This is a genomic window from Dyella sp. (assembly GCF_035503745.1).
In the GTDB taxonomy this organism is placed as follows: Bacteria; Pseudomonadota; Gammaproteobacteria; order Xanthomonadales; family Rhodanobacteraceae; genus Dyella_B.
The window spans coordinates 39,918-54,947 of the sequence record NZ_DATJTC010000005.1 but is presented as its reverse complement, the minus strand read 5'-3'; the positions used below and the strand labels follow the sequence as shown (position 1 = coordinate 54,947).

At 63.8% G+C, this 15,030-nt stretch carries 17 protein-coding genes; 9 read left to right on the top strand and 8 right to left on the bottom strand.

Features of this window, described 5'->3' with window-relative positions; translation table 11 throughout:
• Positions 1–56: 56 nt before the first annotated feature.
• A complete protein-coding gene (locus VME63_RS01250) occupies positions 57–503 on the bottom strand; it encodes a hypothetical protein (RefSeq protein ID WP_325429440.1) in 447 nt (148 codons plus the stop codon).
• Between the two features lie 128 nt (positions 504–631).
• Here VME63_RS01250 and VME63_RS01245 point away from each other — a divergent pair, with 128 nt between their 5' ends.
• Entirely contained in the window at positions 632–2,320 is a 1,689-nt protein-coding gene (locus VME63_RS01245; RefSeq protein WP_325429438.1) for a long-chain-fatty-acid--CoA ligase, read from the top strand.
• Positions 2,321–2,378: 58 nt separating this feature from the next.
• Here the strand turns inward: VME63_RS01245 and VME63_RS01240 are convergent, their stop codons facing one another.
• Positions 2,379–2,726, bottom strand: a complete 348-nt coding sequence (locus VME63_RS01240; RefSeq protein ID WP_325429436.1) for a PilZ domain-containing protein — start codon at positions 2,724–2,726, stop codon at positions 2,379–2,381.
• A 754-nt stretch (positions 2,727–3,480) separates the two neighbouring features.
• Between VME63_RS01240 and VME63_RS01235 the strand changes: the two genes are divergently transcribed.
• From VME63_RS01235 to arsC, 4 genes are read left to right on the top strand one after another with little or no spacing between them, the layout of a single operon-like run.
• Positions 3,481–4,410 (top strand): segregation and condensation protein A, encoded by a 930-nt coding sequence (locus VME63_RS01235; protein ID WP_414648184.1) that lies wholly within the window; start codon positions 3,481–3,483, stop codon positions 4,408–4,410.
• A 39-nt stretch (positions 4,411–4,449) separates the two neighbouring features.
• On the top strand, positions 4,450–5,421 hold the full coding sequence (gene scpB / locus VME63_RS01230; RefSeq protein WP_325429432.1) for an SMC-Scp complex subunit ScpB: 972 nt from the start codon (positions 4,450–4,452) through the stop codon (positions 5,419–5,421).
• Complete coding sequence (locus tag VME63_RS01225; protein ID WP_325429429.1) at positions 5,418–6,815, top strand: pseudouridine synthase; 1,398 nt, start codon at positions 5,418–5,420, stop codon at positions 6,813–6,815. Before scpB ends, VME63_RS01225 begins: the two co-directional genes overlap by 4 nt.
• Positions 6,816–6,836: 21 nt before the next feature.
• Complete coding sequence (gene arsC, locus VME63_RS01220; RefSeq protein WP_325429427.1) at positions 6,837–7,181, top strand: arsenate reductase (glutaredoxin); 345 nt, start codon at positions 6,837–6,839, stop codon at positions 7,179–7,181.
• Between the two features lie 132 nt (positions 7,182–7,313).
• On the opposite strand, the gene ftsH is transcribed toward arsC, so the two are convergent.
• Together ftsH and rlmE are read right to left on the bottom strand one after the other, a co-directional pair.
• On the bottom strand, positions 7,314–9,251 hold the full coding sequence (ftsH, locus tag VME63_RS01215; RefSeq protein ID WP_325429425.1) for an ATP-dependent zinc metalloprotease FtsH: 1,938 nt from the start codon (positions 9,249–9,251) through the stop codon (positions 7,314–7,316).
• Entirely contained in the window at positions 9,248–9,898 is a 651-nt protein-coding gene (gene rlmE / locus VME63_RS01210) for a 23S rRNA (uridine(2552)-2'-O)-methyltransferase RlmE (protein WP_325429423.1), read from the bottom strand. Before rlmE ends, ftsH begins: the two co-directional genes overlap by 4 nt.
• 76 nt (positions 9,899–9,974) lie before the next feature.
• On the opposite strand from rlmE, the gene yhbY reads away from it, so the two are divergent.
• Complete coding sequence (yhbY, locus tag VME63_RS01205) at positions 9,975–10,271, top strand: ribosome assembly RNA-binding protein YhbY (RefSeq protein ID WP_325429421.1); 297 nt, start codon at positions 9,975–9,977, stop codon at positions 10,269–10,271.
• A 9-nt stretch (positions 10,272–10,280) separates the two neighbouring features.
• Positions 10,281–10,658 (top strand): Mth938-like domain-containing protein, encoded by a 378-nt coding sequence (locus tag VME63_RS01200; RefSeq protein ID WP_325429419.1) that lies wholly within the window; start codon positions 10,281–10,283, stop codon positions 10,656–10,658.
• Between the two features lie 5 nt (positions 10,659–10,663).
• Here the strand turns inward: VME63_RS01200 and VME63_RS01195 are convergent, their stop codons facing one another.
• The 4 genes from VME63_RS01195 to surE form a co-directional block, all read right to left on the bottom strand.
• Positions 10,664–11,503, bottom strand: coding sequence for a peptidoglycan DD-metalloendopeptidase family protein (locus VME63_RS01195; protein WP_325429417.1), 840 nt, complete (start codon positions 11,501–11,503; stop codon positions 10,664–10,666).
• A gap of 132 nt (positions 11,504–11,635) precedes the next feature.
• Entirely contained in the window at positions 11,636–12,244 is a 609-nt protein-coding gene (locus VME63_RS01190; protein WP_325429415.1) for a YqaA family protein, read from the bottom strand.
• A complete protein-coding gene (locus VME63_RS01185; RefSeq protein ID WP_325429413.1) occupies positions 12,244–12,894 on the bottom strand; it encodes a protein-L-isoaspartate(D-aspartate) O-methyltransferase in 651 nt (216 codons plus the stop codon). Before VME63_RS01185 ends, VME63_RS01190 begins: the two co-directional genes overlap by 1 nt.
• A 46-nt stretch (positions 12,895–12,940) precedes the next feature.
• Positions 12,941–13,732, bottom strand: coding sequence for a 5'/3'-nucleotidase SurE (gene surE / locus VME63_RS01180; protein ID WP_325429411.1), 792 nt, complete (start codon positions 13,730–13,732; stop codon positions 12,941–12,943).
• A 163-nt stretch (positions 13,733–13,895) separates the two neighbouring features.
• On the opposite strand from surE, the gene VME63_RS01175 reads away from it, so the two are divergent.
• Together VME63_RS01175 and VME63_RS01170 are read left to right on the top strand one after the other, a co-directional pair.
• Entirely contained in the window at positions 13,896–14,453 is a 558-nt protein-coding gene (locus VME63_RS01175) for a Smr/MutS family protein (protein ID WP_325429409.1), read from the top strand.
• Between the two features lie 128 nt (positions 14,454–14,581).
• Positions 14,582–15,013 (top strand): hypothetical protein, encoded by a 432-nt coding sequence (locus VME63_RS01170; protein WP_325429407.1) that lies wholly within the window; start codon positions 14,582–14,584, stop codon positions 15,011–15,013.
• Positions 15,014–15,030 lie beyond the last annotated feature (17 nt).

Genomic DNA, 15,030 nt, shown 5'->3' with positions numbered 1-15,030 from the left:
ACCCGCCGCGAAGACGCTGCCTTGCGGGGCAGCGTCTTCGCCTGGATGGACGCTGTTTAGAGTTGCTGTTTCCAGCTAGCCTGATAGCAACGCCAAACGTGCCCCTCGCGCTTCCATGCCGTCTGGACGGCATACACACCCAGTTGCGAGGGAAACAGCTTGCCGCCGCTGGTGAGCGTGACGGTAAAGTCGGCCAAGTAGCGGTCGCCCCGCGGTTGCACGTCCACCGGTCCGAGCACAGCGTGCAAGGTCTCGCCACGGAAGCTCGCCACGCGCAAAAGATTGCCGATGTCCTTGCGGCCCATCTCGCCGTCGTTGCCATCGAAGTCATCCGTAAGCTGCGCCGTCACGGCCGATGCATCAACCGCCCGAACGCCCTGCGCGGCCTTGTCGAGGGCTTGCCGGATCAACACGTCGTCGGGCGCCCGACGACAGCCGGCAACACTCACGGCCAGGACCGCCAGCAGGCATACCCAGCCGCCCCACCGGTTTAGTTTTGACATGCTCGAATCTCGCTGCAGCGCCGCTTGCCGCTATACGCGGGCGTATGCTCCAATGCCTCGCCCGCATGATGCCCGATGCCCGCCGTCGCCACCATCGGATCGTCACTTATTGGAGCTTGGGATTGAACATGAGCAATGAGCATCCGTGGCTGAGTCACTATCCGGATGGCGTACCCGCGGACATCGACATCAACCAATATGCGTCCGTGGCTGCGGTGCTGGAAGAGGCCTTTGAGCGTTATGGGCAACGCACCGCCTTCTGCAATTTCGGCAAAAGCCTCAGCTATGGCCAGATCGACACGCTCAGCCGCCAATTCGCCGGCTACCTGACCGGCGAACTCAAGCTCAAGCAAGGTGATCGCCTGGCGATCATGCTGCCCAATATCCTGCAGTATCCCATCGCCCTGTTCGGCGCGTTGCGCGCCGGACTGGTGGTGGTGAACACCAACCCCATGTATACGGCGCGCGAACTCAAGCATCAGCTCGCCGACGCCGGCGCGCAGGCGATCGTGGTGCTGGACAATTTTGCCGCGACGCTGCAGGAGGTGGTCGGCGAGACCGGCGTCAAGCACATCGTGACCACCGGCATCGGCGACCTGCTCGGCGCCAAGGGCGTGCTGGTCAATTTCGTGCTCAAGCATGTCAAGAAGATGGTGCCCGCCTACTCGCTGCCGCACGCCGTGCGTTTCAGCGAAGCGCTCGCGCGCGGTGCTCGGCACGAAGTGACCAAGCCCTCGCTCAAGCATGACGATATCGCCTTCCTGCAGTACACCGGCGGTACCACCGGCGTCGCCAAGGGCGCGATGCTCACGCATGGCAACATGATCGCCAACATGCTGCAGGCCGGCGCCTGGTTCGGCGCCAAGATCAAGCCTGGCGAGGAAACCATCATCACGGCCTTGCCGCTTTATCACATCTTCGCGTTGACCTGTAATTGCTTCATCTTCCTGCGCTTCGGCGGCCGCAGCATCCTGATTACCAATCCGCGCGACATGCCGGCGTTCGTGAAGGAGCTAAGCAAAACCAAGTTCACCGCGATCACCGGGGTCAACACGCTGTTCAATGGCCTGCTCAATACGCCCGGTTTCGACCAGGTCGATTTCTCCAGCCTGCGCATGAGTTTCGGCGGCGGCATGGCCGTGCAGCGTGCCGTGGCCGAAAAGTGGCATAAGGTCACCGGCTGCGTGCTGATCGAAGGCTACGGCATGACCGAAAGCTCGCCCGTCGCCACCATCAATCCGCTGGTGGAAGGCGCGCAATTCAACGGCTCCATCGGCCTGCCGGTTCCCTCCACGGCCATCAGCATTCAGGATGAAGAGGGCAAGCAGCTGGACATCGGCGAAGTCGGCGAGATCTGCATCCACGGCCCGCAGGTGATGAAGGGCTATTGGAACCAGCCGGGCGAGACGAGCAAGGTGCTCAGCGCCGACGGCTGGTTGCGCACCGGCGACATCGGGCGCATGGACACCTCCGGCTACATCTACATTGTCGATCGCAAGAAGGACATGATCCTGGTCTCGGGCTTCAACGTGTATCCGAACGAGATCGAGGATACCGTGATGAAGTGCCCGGGCGTGGCCGAGGTTGCCGCGATCGGCGTGCCGGACGAGCACTCGGGCGAAGTCGTGAAGCTGTTCGTGGTGCGCAAGGACCCGAACTTGACGACCGAACAGCTCAAGGAGTTCTGCCGCGAAAACCTTACCGGCTACAAGCGGCCGAAGATTATCGAGTTCCGCGATGCGCTGCCCAAGAGCAACGTAGGCAAGATTTTGCGCCGCGAACTGCGCGACGAAAAGAAGGCCGTCGCCGCCGGTTGATCGCTAGCCATCGAGGCATGCCCATGCACACCCCGCGTCTGGCGGGGTGCGGGTACGCTTACTCGTCGTGCCACATCTCAAGGATATCGGCGTAGCCGCCCAGCAGGTTCCACAGCGGCACCTGCTTGTCTTCGGGAATGCGCGTGTAGGCAAAGCCAATGTGCTTTTCCGACACCCGTGCCACCTTGGCCTCAAGATGGATATGCAGGTCGTGGCCGAAAATCATGTCCAGCACCCAGCTTTCCCCCGGTTGACCGCCCCATTCGCGCGGCCGGCGCAGCAGCACACCCGTTGCGGAAATGTCGATCAGGTCGGTCGGATGCGACGCATCGCCATGGCTCATCAGAACCGTCGTCTTGATGCGCATGCGCGCCGGACGCAGATGCTCGTTGTCGGAACCTTCCATGGCATCTCCACCCTCAGTCATCATGTCTTTCACCCTCCATACCGCGCAGCGTTGCCGCCTTACGCCATCCCCTGTTCCGGTCGCGCCATGGGCCAGGCCCTCGGGCTTGGCGCTTCTAACGCGCGCCGCCGGCCTTTTAAGCCGGTTTATCCGGATATCTCCGTATGATGATGCAAGCTGCATGCCACTGCTACAGCTGCGTTTCAAAGACCCATCGGGTGTATTTCAGCACCATGCCGTCGCGGGAGCCGACGCGATAGGTCACATGCTGCCGTAACTGGCTGCCGGCTCCGCGCGGCCTCTTCGCCAACCCTTACCCGCAGCTGAAGCCTTCGCTGGACATGCTTGCGTACTGCAGTTAATCTGTCACCCGCGTGTGGAGCCACGCACGGATGCACGCCGGGGATCCTGGTCGGGTTGGCCTCCACCCGATGTTTTCAGCCGACTTTTACGATTCGCGGGCGACGCTGGCGGCGTCACGCGTGGTTTCAGCCTGATCGCTTCCGTCACGACCGGCCCGGCACCAGCGACCGCACACCTGACCGAACCGCGGCCTGTGGCTTCGTCAGGGGTTGCCATTGCGGGAAACCCGCAGCCCGGCTGGGCATCGCAAGATCTGGTTTCACGGGAATGGCCTGCGCAACCGAAGGCATTCCGGGTACGAGCCTTTCTTCGATTTAGCATCGTAAGACAGGTTCCGATCATCAACAGAACGAACCGCCAGCCCTGCCGGGCGGCCCAATGACATGCATTGATGAGCACTGAGCCAACCGAGTCTCAGCCTGTACAAGCAACGCAAGATGCGTTTGCCGGGGTTCCGCAGCAGCAGGAGATGCCTCTGGCCATCGTGCGCGGCGAACCCATCCTGCAAATGCCGCAGGACCTTTACATTCCCCCGGATGCGCTGGAAGTCATCCTGGAAGCCTTCGAGGGACCGCTGGATCTGCTGCTTTACCTGATCCGGCGGCAAAATCTGGACATCCTGGACATTCCGATTGCCGAAATCACCCGGCAATACATGGAATACATCGACATGATGCGCGATGTGATGCGCCTGGAGCTGGCCGCCGAGTACCTGCTGATGGCGGCGATCCTGGCGGAGATCAAATCTCGCCTGCTGCTGCCTCGCCCTCCCACGGAAGAAGGCCTGGAAGAAGACCCCCGTGCGGAACTGGTCCGCCGCTTGCAGGAATACGAGCGGTTCAAGAAGGCCGCCGAGGATATCGACGCCCTGCCCCGCATGGAGCGCGACACGGTGGCCGTGCAGGCCGAGGTGGGCGAGCGCAACGTGATCAAGCTGCCGCCGCCGCTCGATCTGAAGGAAATGCTGCTGGCCCTCAAGGATGTGCTGCACCGGGCCGAATTGTTTGGGCATCACGCCATCAAGCGCGAGGCACTGAGCGTGCGCCAGCGCATGGGCGAGCTGCTCAGCAAGCTGGACGACGACCAGTTCCACCGTTTCGAGAGCCTGTTCGACGTGACCGAGGGACGCCTGGGCGTGGTGGTCACCTTCCTGGCCATGCTGGAACTGGCCAAGGAGTTCCTGATCAACATCGTGCAGGAAGAACCGCTGGCCGCGATCTACGTCAAGGCCAACGCCAGCTCGGCCATGGAAGAGGCCGAAGTGGCCGCCGACGACGATGCCTTCGACGAAGAGCAGCACAGTGCTTCGGGCACCGAATAAGTAACGCACAACCTGTCATGGAATCCCGATCCTAAGCGTATGCAGATCGAGCAACTGAAAACGATTATCGAAGCAGCCCTGCTCGCCGCCAGCCAGCCGTTGAGCGTCGTGCAACTGGGCGATCTGTTCGTTGAAGAAGACGGCGTTGATCGTGCCCAGATCGCCATGGCGCTCCAGGCGCTTGCCGAAGATTGCGCCGGCCGCGGCGTGGAACTGAAGGAAGTGGGCTCGGGCTTTCGCTATCAGGTCCGACAGGACGTGCACCCCTGGGTATCGCGCATGTGGAGCGAAAAACCCAGCCGCTACTCCCGCGCACTGCTGGAAACCTTGGCGCTGATCGCCTACCGCCAGCCGATCACGCGACCGGAGATCGAGCAGATCCGCGGCGTGGTGGTGTCATCCAACATCATCAAGACCTTGGAGGAGCGCGAATGGATCCGCGTGGTCGGCCACCGCGACGTGCCCGGCAAGCCGGCCCTGTTCGGCACCACCCGCGCCTTCCTCGACTACTTCAACCTCAAATCGCTGGATGAGTTGCCGCCGCTCTCCGAAATCCGCGACATGGAAGACCCGCAACTACGCCTGGACGACGAGCCTTTCCCGCCCCGCGTCATTCGCGACCTGCCCATCGATCCGGACGCCGAAGAGCCTGTAGCTGGAGCCGAAGCCGGCGAAGGCTCCGAAAACGAACAGCACAGCCAAGAAGCCCACCCCAACCCCGTCGAGGACGACCGCTACGATCGCGTGGCAACCGAGTCTCACCACGACGAGCCCGCCATCGAGGCGGACGCAGGTACTGAAAGCGAAGATCGCACCGACCCAACCCCTCACGACCCCGTCGAAGACGATCGCCACGATCGCGTGGATGCCCAGTCCCATCACGACGACGAATCCGCCAGCGAGGCGGACGAAGCGGTCCAAACCCACCCTTCCACTGCCGACGAGGCAGCGGACAGTGCGGATGCCGATGAAGGCAGCCACACGCAAGACACCGAGGAGTATCGCGCATGAATGCGCCGCAAAAATCCGTATTGAGCCTCAAGCGCGCCGCGCCGGCCGAAAACACCCCGCAAATCGAAGAACGCCTGCACAAGGTGCTCGCCAACGCCGGCCTCGGCTCGCGCCGCATGCTGGAACAACGCATCCAGGCCGGTGAAGTGGAGGTCAACGGCACGCCCGCCAACATCGGCGCCAGTGTGCGCGCCGGAGACCGCGTCGTGGTCGACAGCAAGCAGTTCGTCGTTGCTACCGACAACCGCGACGACGCCGAAGTGCTGGTCTACCACAAGCCCGAAGGCGTGGTGACCACGCGTGAAGACCCCGAAGGCCGCCCAACCGTATTCGAGCAGCTGCCGCGACTGAAAGGCGCGCGCTGGGTCGCGGTGGGGCGCCTGGACATCAACACCACAGGCCTGCTGCTGCTCACCACCGATGGTGAGCTCGCCAATGCGTTGATGCACCCGCGCAGCGGCCTGGAACGCGAATATCTATGCCGCGTGCACGGCGAAGTACCCGACGAAATCATCGAAAAGCTAAAAGCCGGCGTGGAGCTGGAAGACGGCCCCGCCCGCTTCGACGAAATCGCCATCATCAGCCGCGGCGGCAGTCACAGCTGGTTCCGCGTGGTCATTCGCGAAGGCCGCAATCGCGAAGTACGCCGCCTGTGGGATTCGCAAGGCTTCCTGGTGAGCCGCCTCAAGCGTATCCGCTACGGCAACATCGAGCTGCCGCGCACCCTGCGCCGTAGCGACTGCGAAGCGCTCAACGAAGAATCGGTGAAGGAACTGCGCAAGGTCGCCGGCCTCGGCGCGCCGCAACCGGTGCTCACGCTCAGCCCCGTGCTGCACCAACGCCGCGCACCGCGCAATGTCACCGAATATCGTCCCGAAAAAGGCAGCAGCACCGGTTGGAGCGGCGGCTATCACGACGAAGCGCGCGAATTGCGTGCATTCGATCGCATCCGCGAAGAACCCGTGCGCGGCAAGCAGCAGCGACGCCGTGCCAATCCCAATCGTGAAGTGAACGGCAACGTCGCCGGCCCCGAACGGCCCGCCAAGAACCGCAACAAGAAGAAGCGCGGCATCGGCCCCGGTCAGGAACTGCCCCCCGCCCGCACCTGGTTCGCCGGCGAAAGCCGCGAAGGTGGACGTAGTGGTAGCGGTAGCGGTGGCGGTGGCGGTGGCGGTGGCGGCAATGCTTATGGCAATCGCCGTGGTGGCGGTGGCACGGGCAATGCCAATCCGTATGGCGGCTTTGGCGCCGGTGGCAACACCAATCGCAATAACCGTGGCGGCCAGGGCGGTCGCGCCGGTCAGGGCGGACGCCCGCAGGGTCGCGGCAACCGCCCGCACGGTGGCGGCCGGCCTCATGGCGGCGGCGGTGGCAATCGTTCCGGCAACCGCTGATCGCGGGTACCCACGCAGGGCATGATCCGCATTTACCACAACATTCGCTGCTCGAAATCACGCAGCACCTTGGCCTTGCTCGAAGAGCACGGCAAACCGTTCGAGATCGTCAACTACCTCGACGCGCCACCCAGCGCCAACGAACTGAAAGCGCTGCTGTTACTGCTGGGCATCACAGCACGGCAATTGTTGCGCCGTGGCGAGGATGTCTACGCGCAGTTACGCCTGGACGACGCCTCGCTCGATGACGAGGCATTGATCCAGGCGATGGCTACGCATCCACGCCTGATCGAACGGCCGATCGTGGTGGCGAACGGCAAGGCGGCGATCGGACGCCCGCCCGAAGCCGTGTTGCAGATCCTCTGACGTCTGCCTGCGCAACCGGGCTGGCAAGACCGATGCGTCTGCCGGGTACCGTCCAGACTCCATCGCGCACACGCTTGCGCAAATGAAAAGGCCGCCCGATTGAGGCGGCCTTTTCACATTGTCCATCCATCATCAGATGCGGCTTTGCGTGGCCGGATCGCCCACCTTGGCCCCGGCATCGCCACGCGGCGGGGGCGGCGGCACCGACGGGCCGGACGAAGCGGTCTTGGACCAGTCCGCCGGCGGTCCCGGCACGCGACCGTTCATGATGTCGTCGATCTGGCGCGCATCGATGGTTTCATACTGCAGCAAGGCGTCGGCCATTACGTGCAGCTTGTCGATGTTGTCGGTCAGGATCTGCTTGGTACGGCCATAGGCACGGTCGAGAATGTCACGCACGACCTCGTCGATCTTGCGCGCCGTCTCGTTGGAAACGTTCTTGTGTTGCGTGACCGAACGGCCCAGGAAGACTTCGTCTTCTTCTTCGCCGTAGGTAACGGGGCCGAGTTCATCGGAAAGGCCCCACTTGGTGGCCATGTTGCGCGCCATCTTGGTCGCACGCTCGATGTCGTTGGATGCGCCGGTGGTCACCTTGTCGGTACCGAAGATCAGCTCTTCGGCCACGCGGCCGCCGTACAGCGAGCACAGCTGCGATTCGATGGCGGTGCGGTTCATGCTGTACTTGTCGCTTTCCGGCAGGTACATGGTGACGCCCAGCGCACGGCCGCGCGGGATGATGGTGACCTTGTAGACCGGATCGTGCTCGGGCACCAGGCGGCCGACGATGGCGTGGCCCGCTTCGTGGTAGGCGGTGAGCTTCTTTTCGTCCTCGCTCATGGCCATCGAGCGGCGCTCGGTACCCATCAGGATCTTGTCGCGCGCCTTGTCCATATGGCTCATGCGCACTTCGCGGGCGTTTTCGCGCGCCGCGAACAGGGCGGCCTCATTGACGAGGTTGGCCAGGTCCGCGCCGGAGAAGCCCGGCGTACCGCGTGCGATCACCATCGGATCCACATCGCTGGCCGTCGGAACCTTGCGCAGGTGCACCTTGAGGATTTGTTCGCGGCCCTTCACGTCCGGCAGGCCGACCACCACCTGGCGGTCGAAGCGGCCCGGGCGCAGCAGTGCCGGGTCCAGCACGTCCGGACGGTTGGTGGCGGCGATGACGATGATGCCCTCGGTGCCCTCGAAACCGTCCATTTCCACCAGCAACTGGTTGAGCGTCTGCTCGCGCTCGTCGTGGCCGCCGCCCAGGCCCGCACCGCGATGACGGCCCACCGCATCGATTTCGTCGATGAAGATGATGCACGGCGCGTGCTTCTTGGCCTGGTCGAACATGTCGCGCACGCGCGATGCGCCCACGCCGACGAACATCTCGACGAAGTCGGAGCCGGAGATCGAGAAGAACGGCACCTTGGCCTCGCCGGCAATCGCCTTGGCGAGCAGCGTCTTGCCGGTGCCGGGCGGGCCGACCATCAGCACGCCGCGCGGGATCTTGCCGCCCAGGCGCTGGAATTTACCCGGATCGCGCAGGAATTCGACCAGTTCGCCGACTTCCTCCTTCGCTTCGTCGCAGCCGGCGACGTCGCTGAAATTGACCTTGACCTGGTCCTCGCCCTGCAGCTTGGCACGCGAACGGCCGAAGCTCATCGCCCCGCGTCCGCCACCACCCTGCTGCATCTGGCGCATGAACCAGATGAACACGCCCACGATCAGGATGACCGGTAGCCAGTTCACCAGCAGGCCGATCAGCGAGAAGCCGGTGCCCGAATCCTGGGTGACGATGACGTTCTTGTCCTGCATCTGCTTGACCACCGTGCTGGTGGAGAAGCCAAGCACGGGCGCCACCGTACGGTAGTTGCTGCCGTCCTTCAGCTTGCCGCTGATGGTGGCGGGGTTCTCGGCGCTGATGGTGGCGGTAGCGACGTTGCCGCTGTCCACACTCTGCACAAAGCTGCTGTAAGGCAGGTCCGAGGAGGCGCCACCGTGCGGGTTGAAGCTCTGGAACACGGTGATAAGCACCACCGCGATGACCAGCCAGAGCAACAGGGTTTTCCATGTCTCATTCATGCGCGGTTCTCGCCATTTTGCCGGCTTGCCGGTTTGTACCCGGTTGCCAGCGCATACACCTCCCGCGAACGCGCGCGGGAGGCCTTCGGTTTACGCATGCTTACGCGCGAAAACTCTGCGCGCAAGCCTCGTAAGTAATCGTCAAAGCCCGTTCCCTGGAACAGCTTGATTAGAAACGCGCCACCGGGTTTGAGCCAGTGCCGGCTGAAATCAAGCGCCAGTTCGGCCAGATCCATCGCCCGGATCTGGTCCGCCAAGGCCACACCACTCATATTGGGGGCCATGTCAGACAGCACAAGATCGAGCTTCTGGCCGTCCAGGCGCGACTCCAGGGCATGCAGCACGTTCTCCTCGCGGAAATCGCCCTGCAGGAAATCCACCCCGGCGATACCCTGCATCGGCAGGATATCCAGCGCCACCACGGTACCACTATCACCCAAGCGTTGACGAACCAGCTGCGACCAGCCCCCGGGGGCGGCGCCGAGGTCCACCACCCGCATCCCGGGCTTGAGCAGGTTATCCCGCTCGATCAGTTCTTCCAGCTTGTAGACGGCGCGCGAACGCAGGCCTTCGGCCTGGGCTTTCTTAACGTAGACATCGTCGAAATGCTCCCGCAGCCAGCGGGAACTGCTCTTGCTGCGAGGCATGGTCGGCAACGGCCGGGAACAGGGGTGCCCATGATACCCTTTGCGATCCCCTCGTCGCGAATCCGAGACTGAACGAATGGCCATCTCCCCGTCCCAGCGGCGCTACCTGCGCAGCCTCGCCCACGATCTTCATCCGGTGATCCTGCTGGGAGCCAAGGGCGCGACCGAAGCGGTGGTGAAGGAACTGGACCTCGCCCTGTCCCATCACGAACTGGTCAAGGTGAAGCTTTCCGGCGGCGACAAGGACGAACGCGAGGCCCAGATCCATTTCCTGATCGACGGCACCGGCGCCGAAAGCGTGCAGCAGATCGGCCATACCGTGGTGCTGTTCCGCCGCAACGAAGACGATCCCCGCCTCGCGCTGCCCCGCTAAGGACGCATCATGGACTTGTCGCTGGACCGGCCGGACGGTTTTTTGTTCGTCCGCCGCGTCACACCCACCACCGTCACCGTAGTCGATCGCCCGCTCAGCCGGAGTTTCGTGCTGGCGCCCGATCGCGTCGTCGAGTCATGGCCCGTCACCAGCGCGCTGGAGCTGGACGAAAGCCACGTGGCCGGCATGCTTGAATTGAAACCCGAGCTGGTGCTGCTGGGCACCGGCGAACGTCAGCAGTTTCCACAGGCATCTTTCCTTGCCGGCTTCCTGCGCCGGGGCGTGGGCATCGAAGTCATGGACAATGCCGCCGCCGCGCGCACCTATGGGCTGCTGGCCGCCGAAGGGCGACGGGTTATCGCCGCCTTCATTCTTCCTGGCAAGTAAAAGACTCAGCGCGAAGGCAGGTAGTCGAGCGGATCGACCGGGCTGCCATCCTTGCGGATCTGGAACTGCAGCTCGTCGCGCGGACTGCTGCTCGATCCCATCTCGGCGATCTCCTGGCCGGCCTTCACCTGCTGGCCTTCGGTCACCAGGCGTTTGCGGTTGTGGCCATAGGCGGACAGGAAGCTGTCGTTGTGCTTGATGATGATCAGCTCGCCATAGCCGACCAGGCCGTTGCCGCTGTACACCACGACGCCGTCTGCCGCGGCGACCACCGGATCGCCTTCTTTGCCGGCGATGTCGATGCCCGGTATCGCTGCACTCGCCTGGAACCTGCCCACGATCTGGCCCGACGCCGGCCAGCGCCACTTCACGCCGCCCACGACGCGGGTAGCGCCGCTGGCCACGACCGGTGTCGCAACCGGCGGCGGTGCACTTGGGGGTGCCAGGGCAGCGGGCGCTGCGGAATTTGCTGCCACCACCGCGGGGGCCGCGGTTGCCGCGTGGGCAGACGCAGGAGGCCGCGGTGAAGATTCAACCGGTTGGAAACCCGGATTCGGCGCGGGCGGCGGTGCCTTGGCCACTACCACGGTGGTGGGCGCATGCATGGGAACGCCACCGCGAGGCGGTACCTTGAGCACCTGCCCCGGCCAGATCGTATAGGGCGCGGAAATGCCATTGGCCTGGGCCAGGTCACGGAAATCCGTGCCGTTGCGAAAGGCAATGGAATAAAGGGTGTCACCCTTGACGACCGTATAGCTGCCTATCGCTCCGGCACCCTGCGCGCGCGGCCTGGGAGTGGCGCCTGCGGGTGGCTGCTGCACCACGACCGTGCTGCAGGCGGTCATGAACAACGCAGTCGTGGCAAGTACGGACCATCGCATCAATCCTGTCATGCACGGCAGCATAACGGGGTCACGCAGAGTTTTCATACGACCCCTTCGGAAAAGATTGCCGTGCGTTAATGCTTGATGGTGTCTCTAATGCTTAAGCACCCACCATGCGGCAAGCGCCGCAAGCACGGCCAGCGCCGCCCATCCGATCCATTCGATATGCTTGTGGATGATTCGCTCGGCACGTTCGCCGAACAGGCGGATCAGCAGCGCCAGCAGCCACACGCGCTTGCCGCGTCCAAGCAGGATGCAAACCAGGAACGGCACCACCGGCACGCCAACGATACCCGATGCCCAAGTAACGAATTTCATCGGTACTACCGGCTGCAGCGCGGCAAGCATCAGCACCAGCAAGAGTTCCATCCAGTGCGCATTCATTTGCGAATGCAGGCTTTCCACGCCGCGCTGGATCGGATCGTAAAGATGCAACGATTGCAGCAAGGGTGTCAGCACGTGGAACGCCCAATGTCCCAGTGCGTAACCGATCAGCGATCCCAGCAGCGAAAACAGCAGGCTGATGTTGGCATAGAAGAAGGCGCGATGCCGCTTGCCCAGCATCATCGGCGCCAGCATCACCTCCGGCATCACCGGAAAGATGAAGGCCTCCACGAAGCTCAGGCCGCAAAGGTAATAGATCGCCCTGGGATCGCGCGCCCAGATCAGAACGCGCGCATAAAGCTTTTCGAATAAACGCATCAGCCGATGCCACCCAACAAAGGTACGAAACTCACTGCCGCCAGTTCCTCTTGCACGAAATCACCTTGGCCGTCGCCGCGCATGCGGATCAGGGTTTGACTGCTGGGAGAACCGACCGGTGCGACCAGCACGCCGTCGGGGCTTAATTGATCAAGTATCTGGGTGGGAATGGCATCGCCGGCGGCGGTGAGAATGATCGCATCGAACGGCGCCTCGGCGGCCCAGCCCAGCTTGCCGTCGTCATGCCGCGACCGGATGTTCTCCAGACCGAGCTGGCGAAAACGGCGGCGCGCCTGGCGCAGCAGTTCCTCGATGCGCTCGACCGTGTACAACTGCGGCACCAGACTGGCCAGCACCACGGCCTGGTAACCGGAGCCGGTACCGATTTCCAGCACCTTCCTGGGCCGTCCGTCCTTCTGGTCGAACGGCTCCAGCAGCGCCTCGGTCATGCGCGCCACCACCCAGGGTTGCGAGATGGTCTGGCCATGGCCGATCGGGAGCGCGGTGTTTTCGTAGGCGCGCGAGTGCAGCGCCTGGTCGATAAAGTGATGGCGCGGCAGATGACGGATGACGTCGAGCACACGCTTGTCCTGAATGCCCTCTTCCTTGAGCTTGGCCACAAGACGGTCGCGCGCCCGCTGCGAGGTCATGCCTTCGCCTTTGAGTGCGGATGGAGGCAATGGATGCACGGTTACCTCACGCGGCCTTGCCGTCGGATGTATCGGTCATGCCCTCGCTAAGAGCATGGACCCAGCGGCTCACCTTCTCCAGCGCCTGGAAGCGGGTGAGATCCACGTGAATGGGTGTGACCGACACATAGCCGCGCTGCACGGCGTGGAAGTCGGTGCCGGGGCCGGCGTCGTCGACGTCGCCGGCCGGGCCGATCCACCAGATGGTCTTGCCGCGCGGATCGGTCTGCTTGATGCACGGTGCCGAGCGGTGGCGCTTGCCCAGCCGGGTCACTTCGAAGCCGTGAATTTCATGCCACGGGCGATCGGGCACGTTGACGTTGAGAATGGTGTCGGCGGGAAGCGGATCGATCAGCAGGCGCTCCATCAACAGCAATACGGCCTTTGCGGCCGATTCGTAGTGTTCGCCGTGATGGTCCCTGCTGACCAGCGAAACGGCGATGGCCGGCAGCCCCAGGAAGCGACCTTCCATCGCCGCCGAAACGGTGCCGGAATAGATCACGTCGTCGCCGAGATTGGCGGAGTTGTTGATGCCGGAAACGACGATGTCCGGCTCGTGGTCGATCAGGCCGGCCAGCGCCAGATGCACGCAGTCGGTGGGCGTGCCGGCGACGCGGTAATAGCCGTTCTCCATGCGCAGCGCGCGGATCGGCGCGTCCAGCGTCAACGAATTGCTTGCGCCCGAACGGTCGCGGTCCGGCGCCACCACCGTGACCTGGCTGACCGCGCCCAGGCGCTCGGCGAGCACGCGGATGCCCGGGGCGTCCACGCCATCGTCGTTAGAAACGAGTACTCGCATCGTGATCCGTTCAAACCTGTTTTACGGTGTGCGGCCCGAGGGCTTGATCGCACGCTCCCTGAACCCTGGAGTCTAACCGAGCGGACCGCCGGTTTCATCGTCGCAGCCGCCGTTGCCGCCGGGAATCTCGCCGCCACAGTCGCCATTGGCTACGATCCACACCATGAAGCGCCGCACGCCCGCCACCGTCAACGACGACGACAGCCGACTGTTCCGTGAGGCCATTGGCGAGGTGCGGCGCATGGACCCGGTCGCGCCGCCGCCAACAAGCCCCAAGCCCGAACCCCACCCGCACATGCTGGACGCCGACGAAGCCGCCGTGCCGCGCGAGCTTTTGACCATGGCTTTCGATCCCGGACTGATGGAGGTCGGCGAGGAACTCAGTTATCTGCGCGACGGCTATCCGCCAAAGCTGCTGCGCCAACTCAAGCGCGGTCAGTACAGCGTGCAGGACGAGATCGACTTGCACCAGATGAACGCCGCCGCGGCGCAGGCGACCATCGCCGACTTCCTGGCCCAGGCCAAGGCACGCGAACTGCATTGCGTGCGCATCGTGCATGGCAAGGGCTTGCGATCGAAAGCCGCCGGACCCGTGTTGAAAGTGCTGACCGACCGCCTGTTGCGACGGCGCGACGATGTGATCGCCTTCGCCTCGGCGCGCCCGATGCAGGGCGGAACCGGGGCAGTGGTGGTGCTGCTCAAATCCAAGGCGCGCGTATAAAGGGCGTCATGCCGATGCCCCCTTTTTGCGAGCGAGGGCGGCACAATGGCTTGCAGTCGGCGCAGGTGGCTGTCAAACGGTAACGTAGGGTCGCTTGACGAAGGAGTGTTCCGGTGGGGAGCGTATCAATGAAGAACGGGATCGTCGTCGCAGCCGGGTTCGTTCTCGCACTGGCGCTGCCCTCGCACGCTAGCGCACAGAACAGCGACAGCCTGCTGCCCGCGTTGAAGAGCATGCCAGCACCTGCCATCGCCGATACCGGCGCCCACGCGTGGAGCACGCGCCCCGCGCAAAGCTATGACTGGAAACGCAGCGCATCCATCCCAGGTTCGGCCGATCGGTCCGCGGCCTCCGCCACCATCCATGTCCCCTTTGCACGGGCGCCCGCCGCCGACGCGTTGCGTCGCCTGCCGTTCTATGTAACGGCCCCCTACTGGTTGCCGCGCAGCCGTACCTTCGGCAAGGCCGACGACCGCTTATGGGCACCACAACCGGCCACCACGCACGGTGCGCTGATCAACGACATAGCGACGCTGGTGCATTCGGCGGCATCCAATTGATTGGCTTGGCGGGTGGC

Excerpts from the sequence above, each read along its gene's own strand:
- VME63_RS01250 (WP_325429440.1), bottom strand. The coding sequence starts at position 503 with ATGTCAAAACTAAACCGGTGGGGCGGCTGGGTATGCCTGCTGGCGGTC.
- VME63_RS01245 (WP_325429438.1), top strand. The coding sequence starts at position 632 with ATGAGCAATGAGCATCCGTGGCTGAGTCACTATCCGGATGGCGTACCC.
- VME63_RS01240 (WP_325429436.1), bottom strand. The coding sequence starts at position 2,726 with ATGGAAGGTTCCGACAACGAGCATCTGCGTCCGGCGCGCATGCGCATC.
- VME63_RS01235 (WP_414648184.1), top strand. The coding sequence starts at position 3,481 with ATGAGCACTGAGCCAACCGAGTCTCAGCCTGTACAAGCAACGCAAGAT.
- scpB (WP_325429432.1), top strand. The coding sequence starts at position 4,450 with ATGCAGATCGAGCAACTGAAAACGATTATCGAAGCAGCCCTGCTCGCC.
- VME63_RS01225 (WP_325429429.1), top strand. The coding sequence starts at position 5,418 with ATGAATGCGCCGCAAAAATCCGTATTGAGCCTCAAGCGCGCCGCGCCG.
- arsC (WP_325429427.1), top strand. The coding sequence starts at position 6,837 with ATGATCCGCATTTACCACAACATTCGCTGCTCGAAATCACGCAGCACC.
- ftsH (WP_325429425.1), bottom strand. The coding sequence starts at position 9,251 with ATGAATGAGACATGGAAAACCCTGTTGCTCTGGCTGGTCATCGCGGTG.
- rlmE (WP_325429423.1), bottom strand. The coding sequence starts at position 9,898 with ATGCCTCGCAGCAAGAGCAGTTCCCGCTGGCTGCGGGAGCATTTCGAC.
- yhbY (WP_325429421.1), top strand. The coding sequence starts at position 9,975 with ATGGCCATCTCCCCGTCCCAGCGGCGCTACCTGCGCAGCCTCGCCCAC.
- VME63_RS01200 (WP_325429419.1), top strand. The coding sequence starts at position 10,281 with ATGGACTTGTCGCTGGACCGGCCGGACGGTTTTTTGTTCGTCCGCCGC.
- VME63_RS01195 (WP_325429417.1), bottom strand. The coding sequence starts at position 11,503 with ATGACCGCCTGCAGCACGGTCGTGGTGCAGCAGCCACCCGCAGGCGCC.
- VME63_RS01190 (WP_325429415.1), bottom strand. The coding sequence starts at position 12,244 with ATGCGTTTATTCGAAAAGCTTTATGCGCGCGTTCTGATCTGGGCGCGC.
- VME63_RS01185 (WP_325429413.1), bottom strand. The coding sequence starts at position 12,894 with ATGACCTCGCAGCGGGCGCGCGACCGTCTTGTGGCCAAGCTCAAGGAA.
- surE (WP_325429411.1), bottom strand. The coding sequence starts at position 13,732 with ATGCGAGTACTCGTTTCTAACGACGATGGCGTGGACGCCCCGGGCATC.
- VME63_RS01175 (WP_325429409.1), top strand. The coding sequence starts at position 13,896 with ATGAAGCGCCGCACGCCCGCCACCGTCAACGACGACGACAGCCGACTG.
- VME63_RS01170 (WP_325429407.1), top strand. The coding sequence starts at position 14,582 with ATGAAGAACGGGATCGTCGTCGCAGCCGGGTTCGTTCTCGCACTGGCG.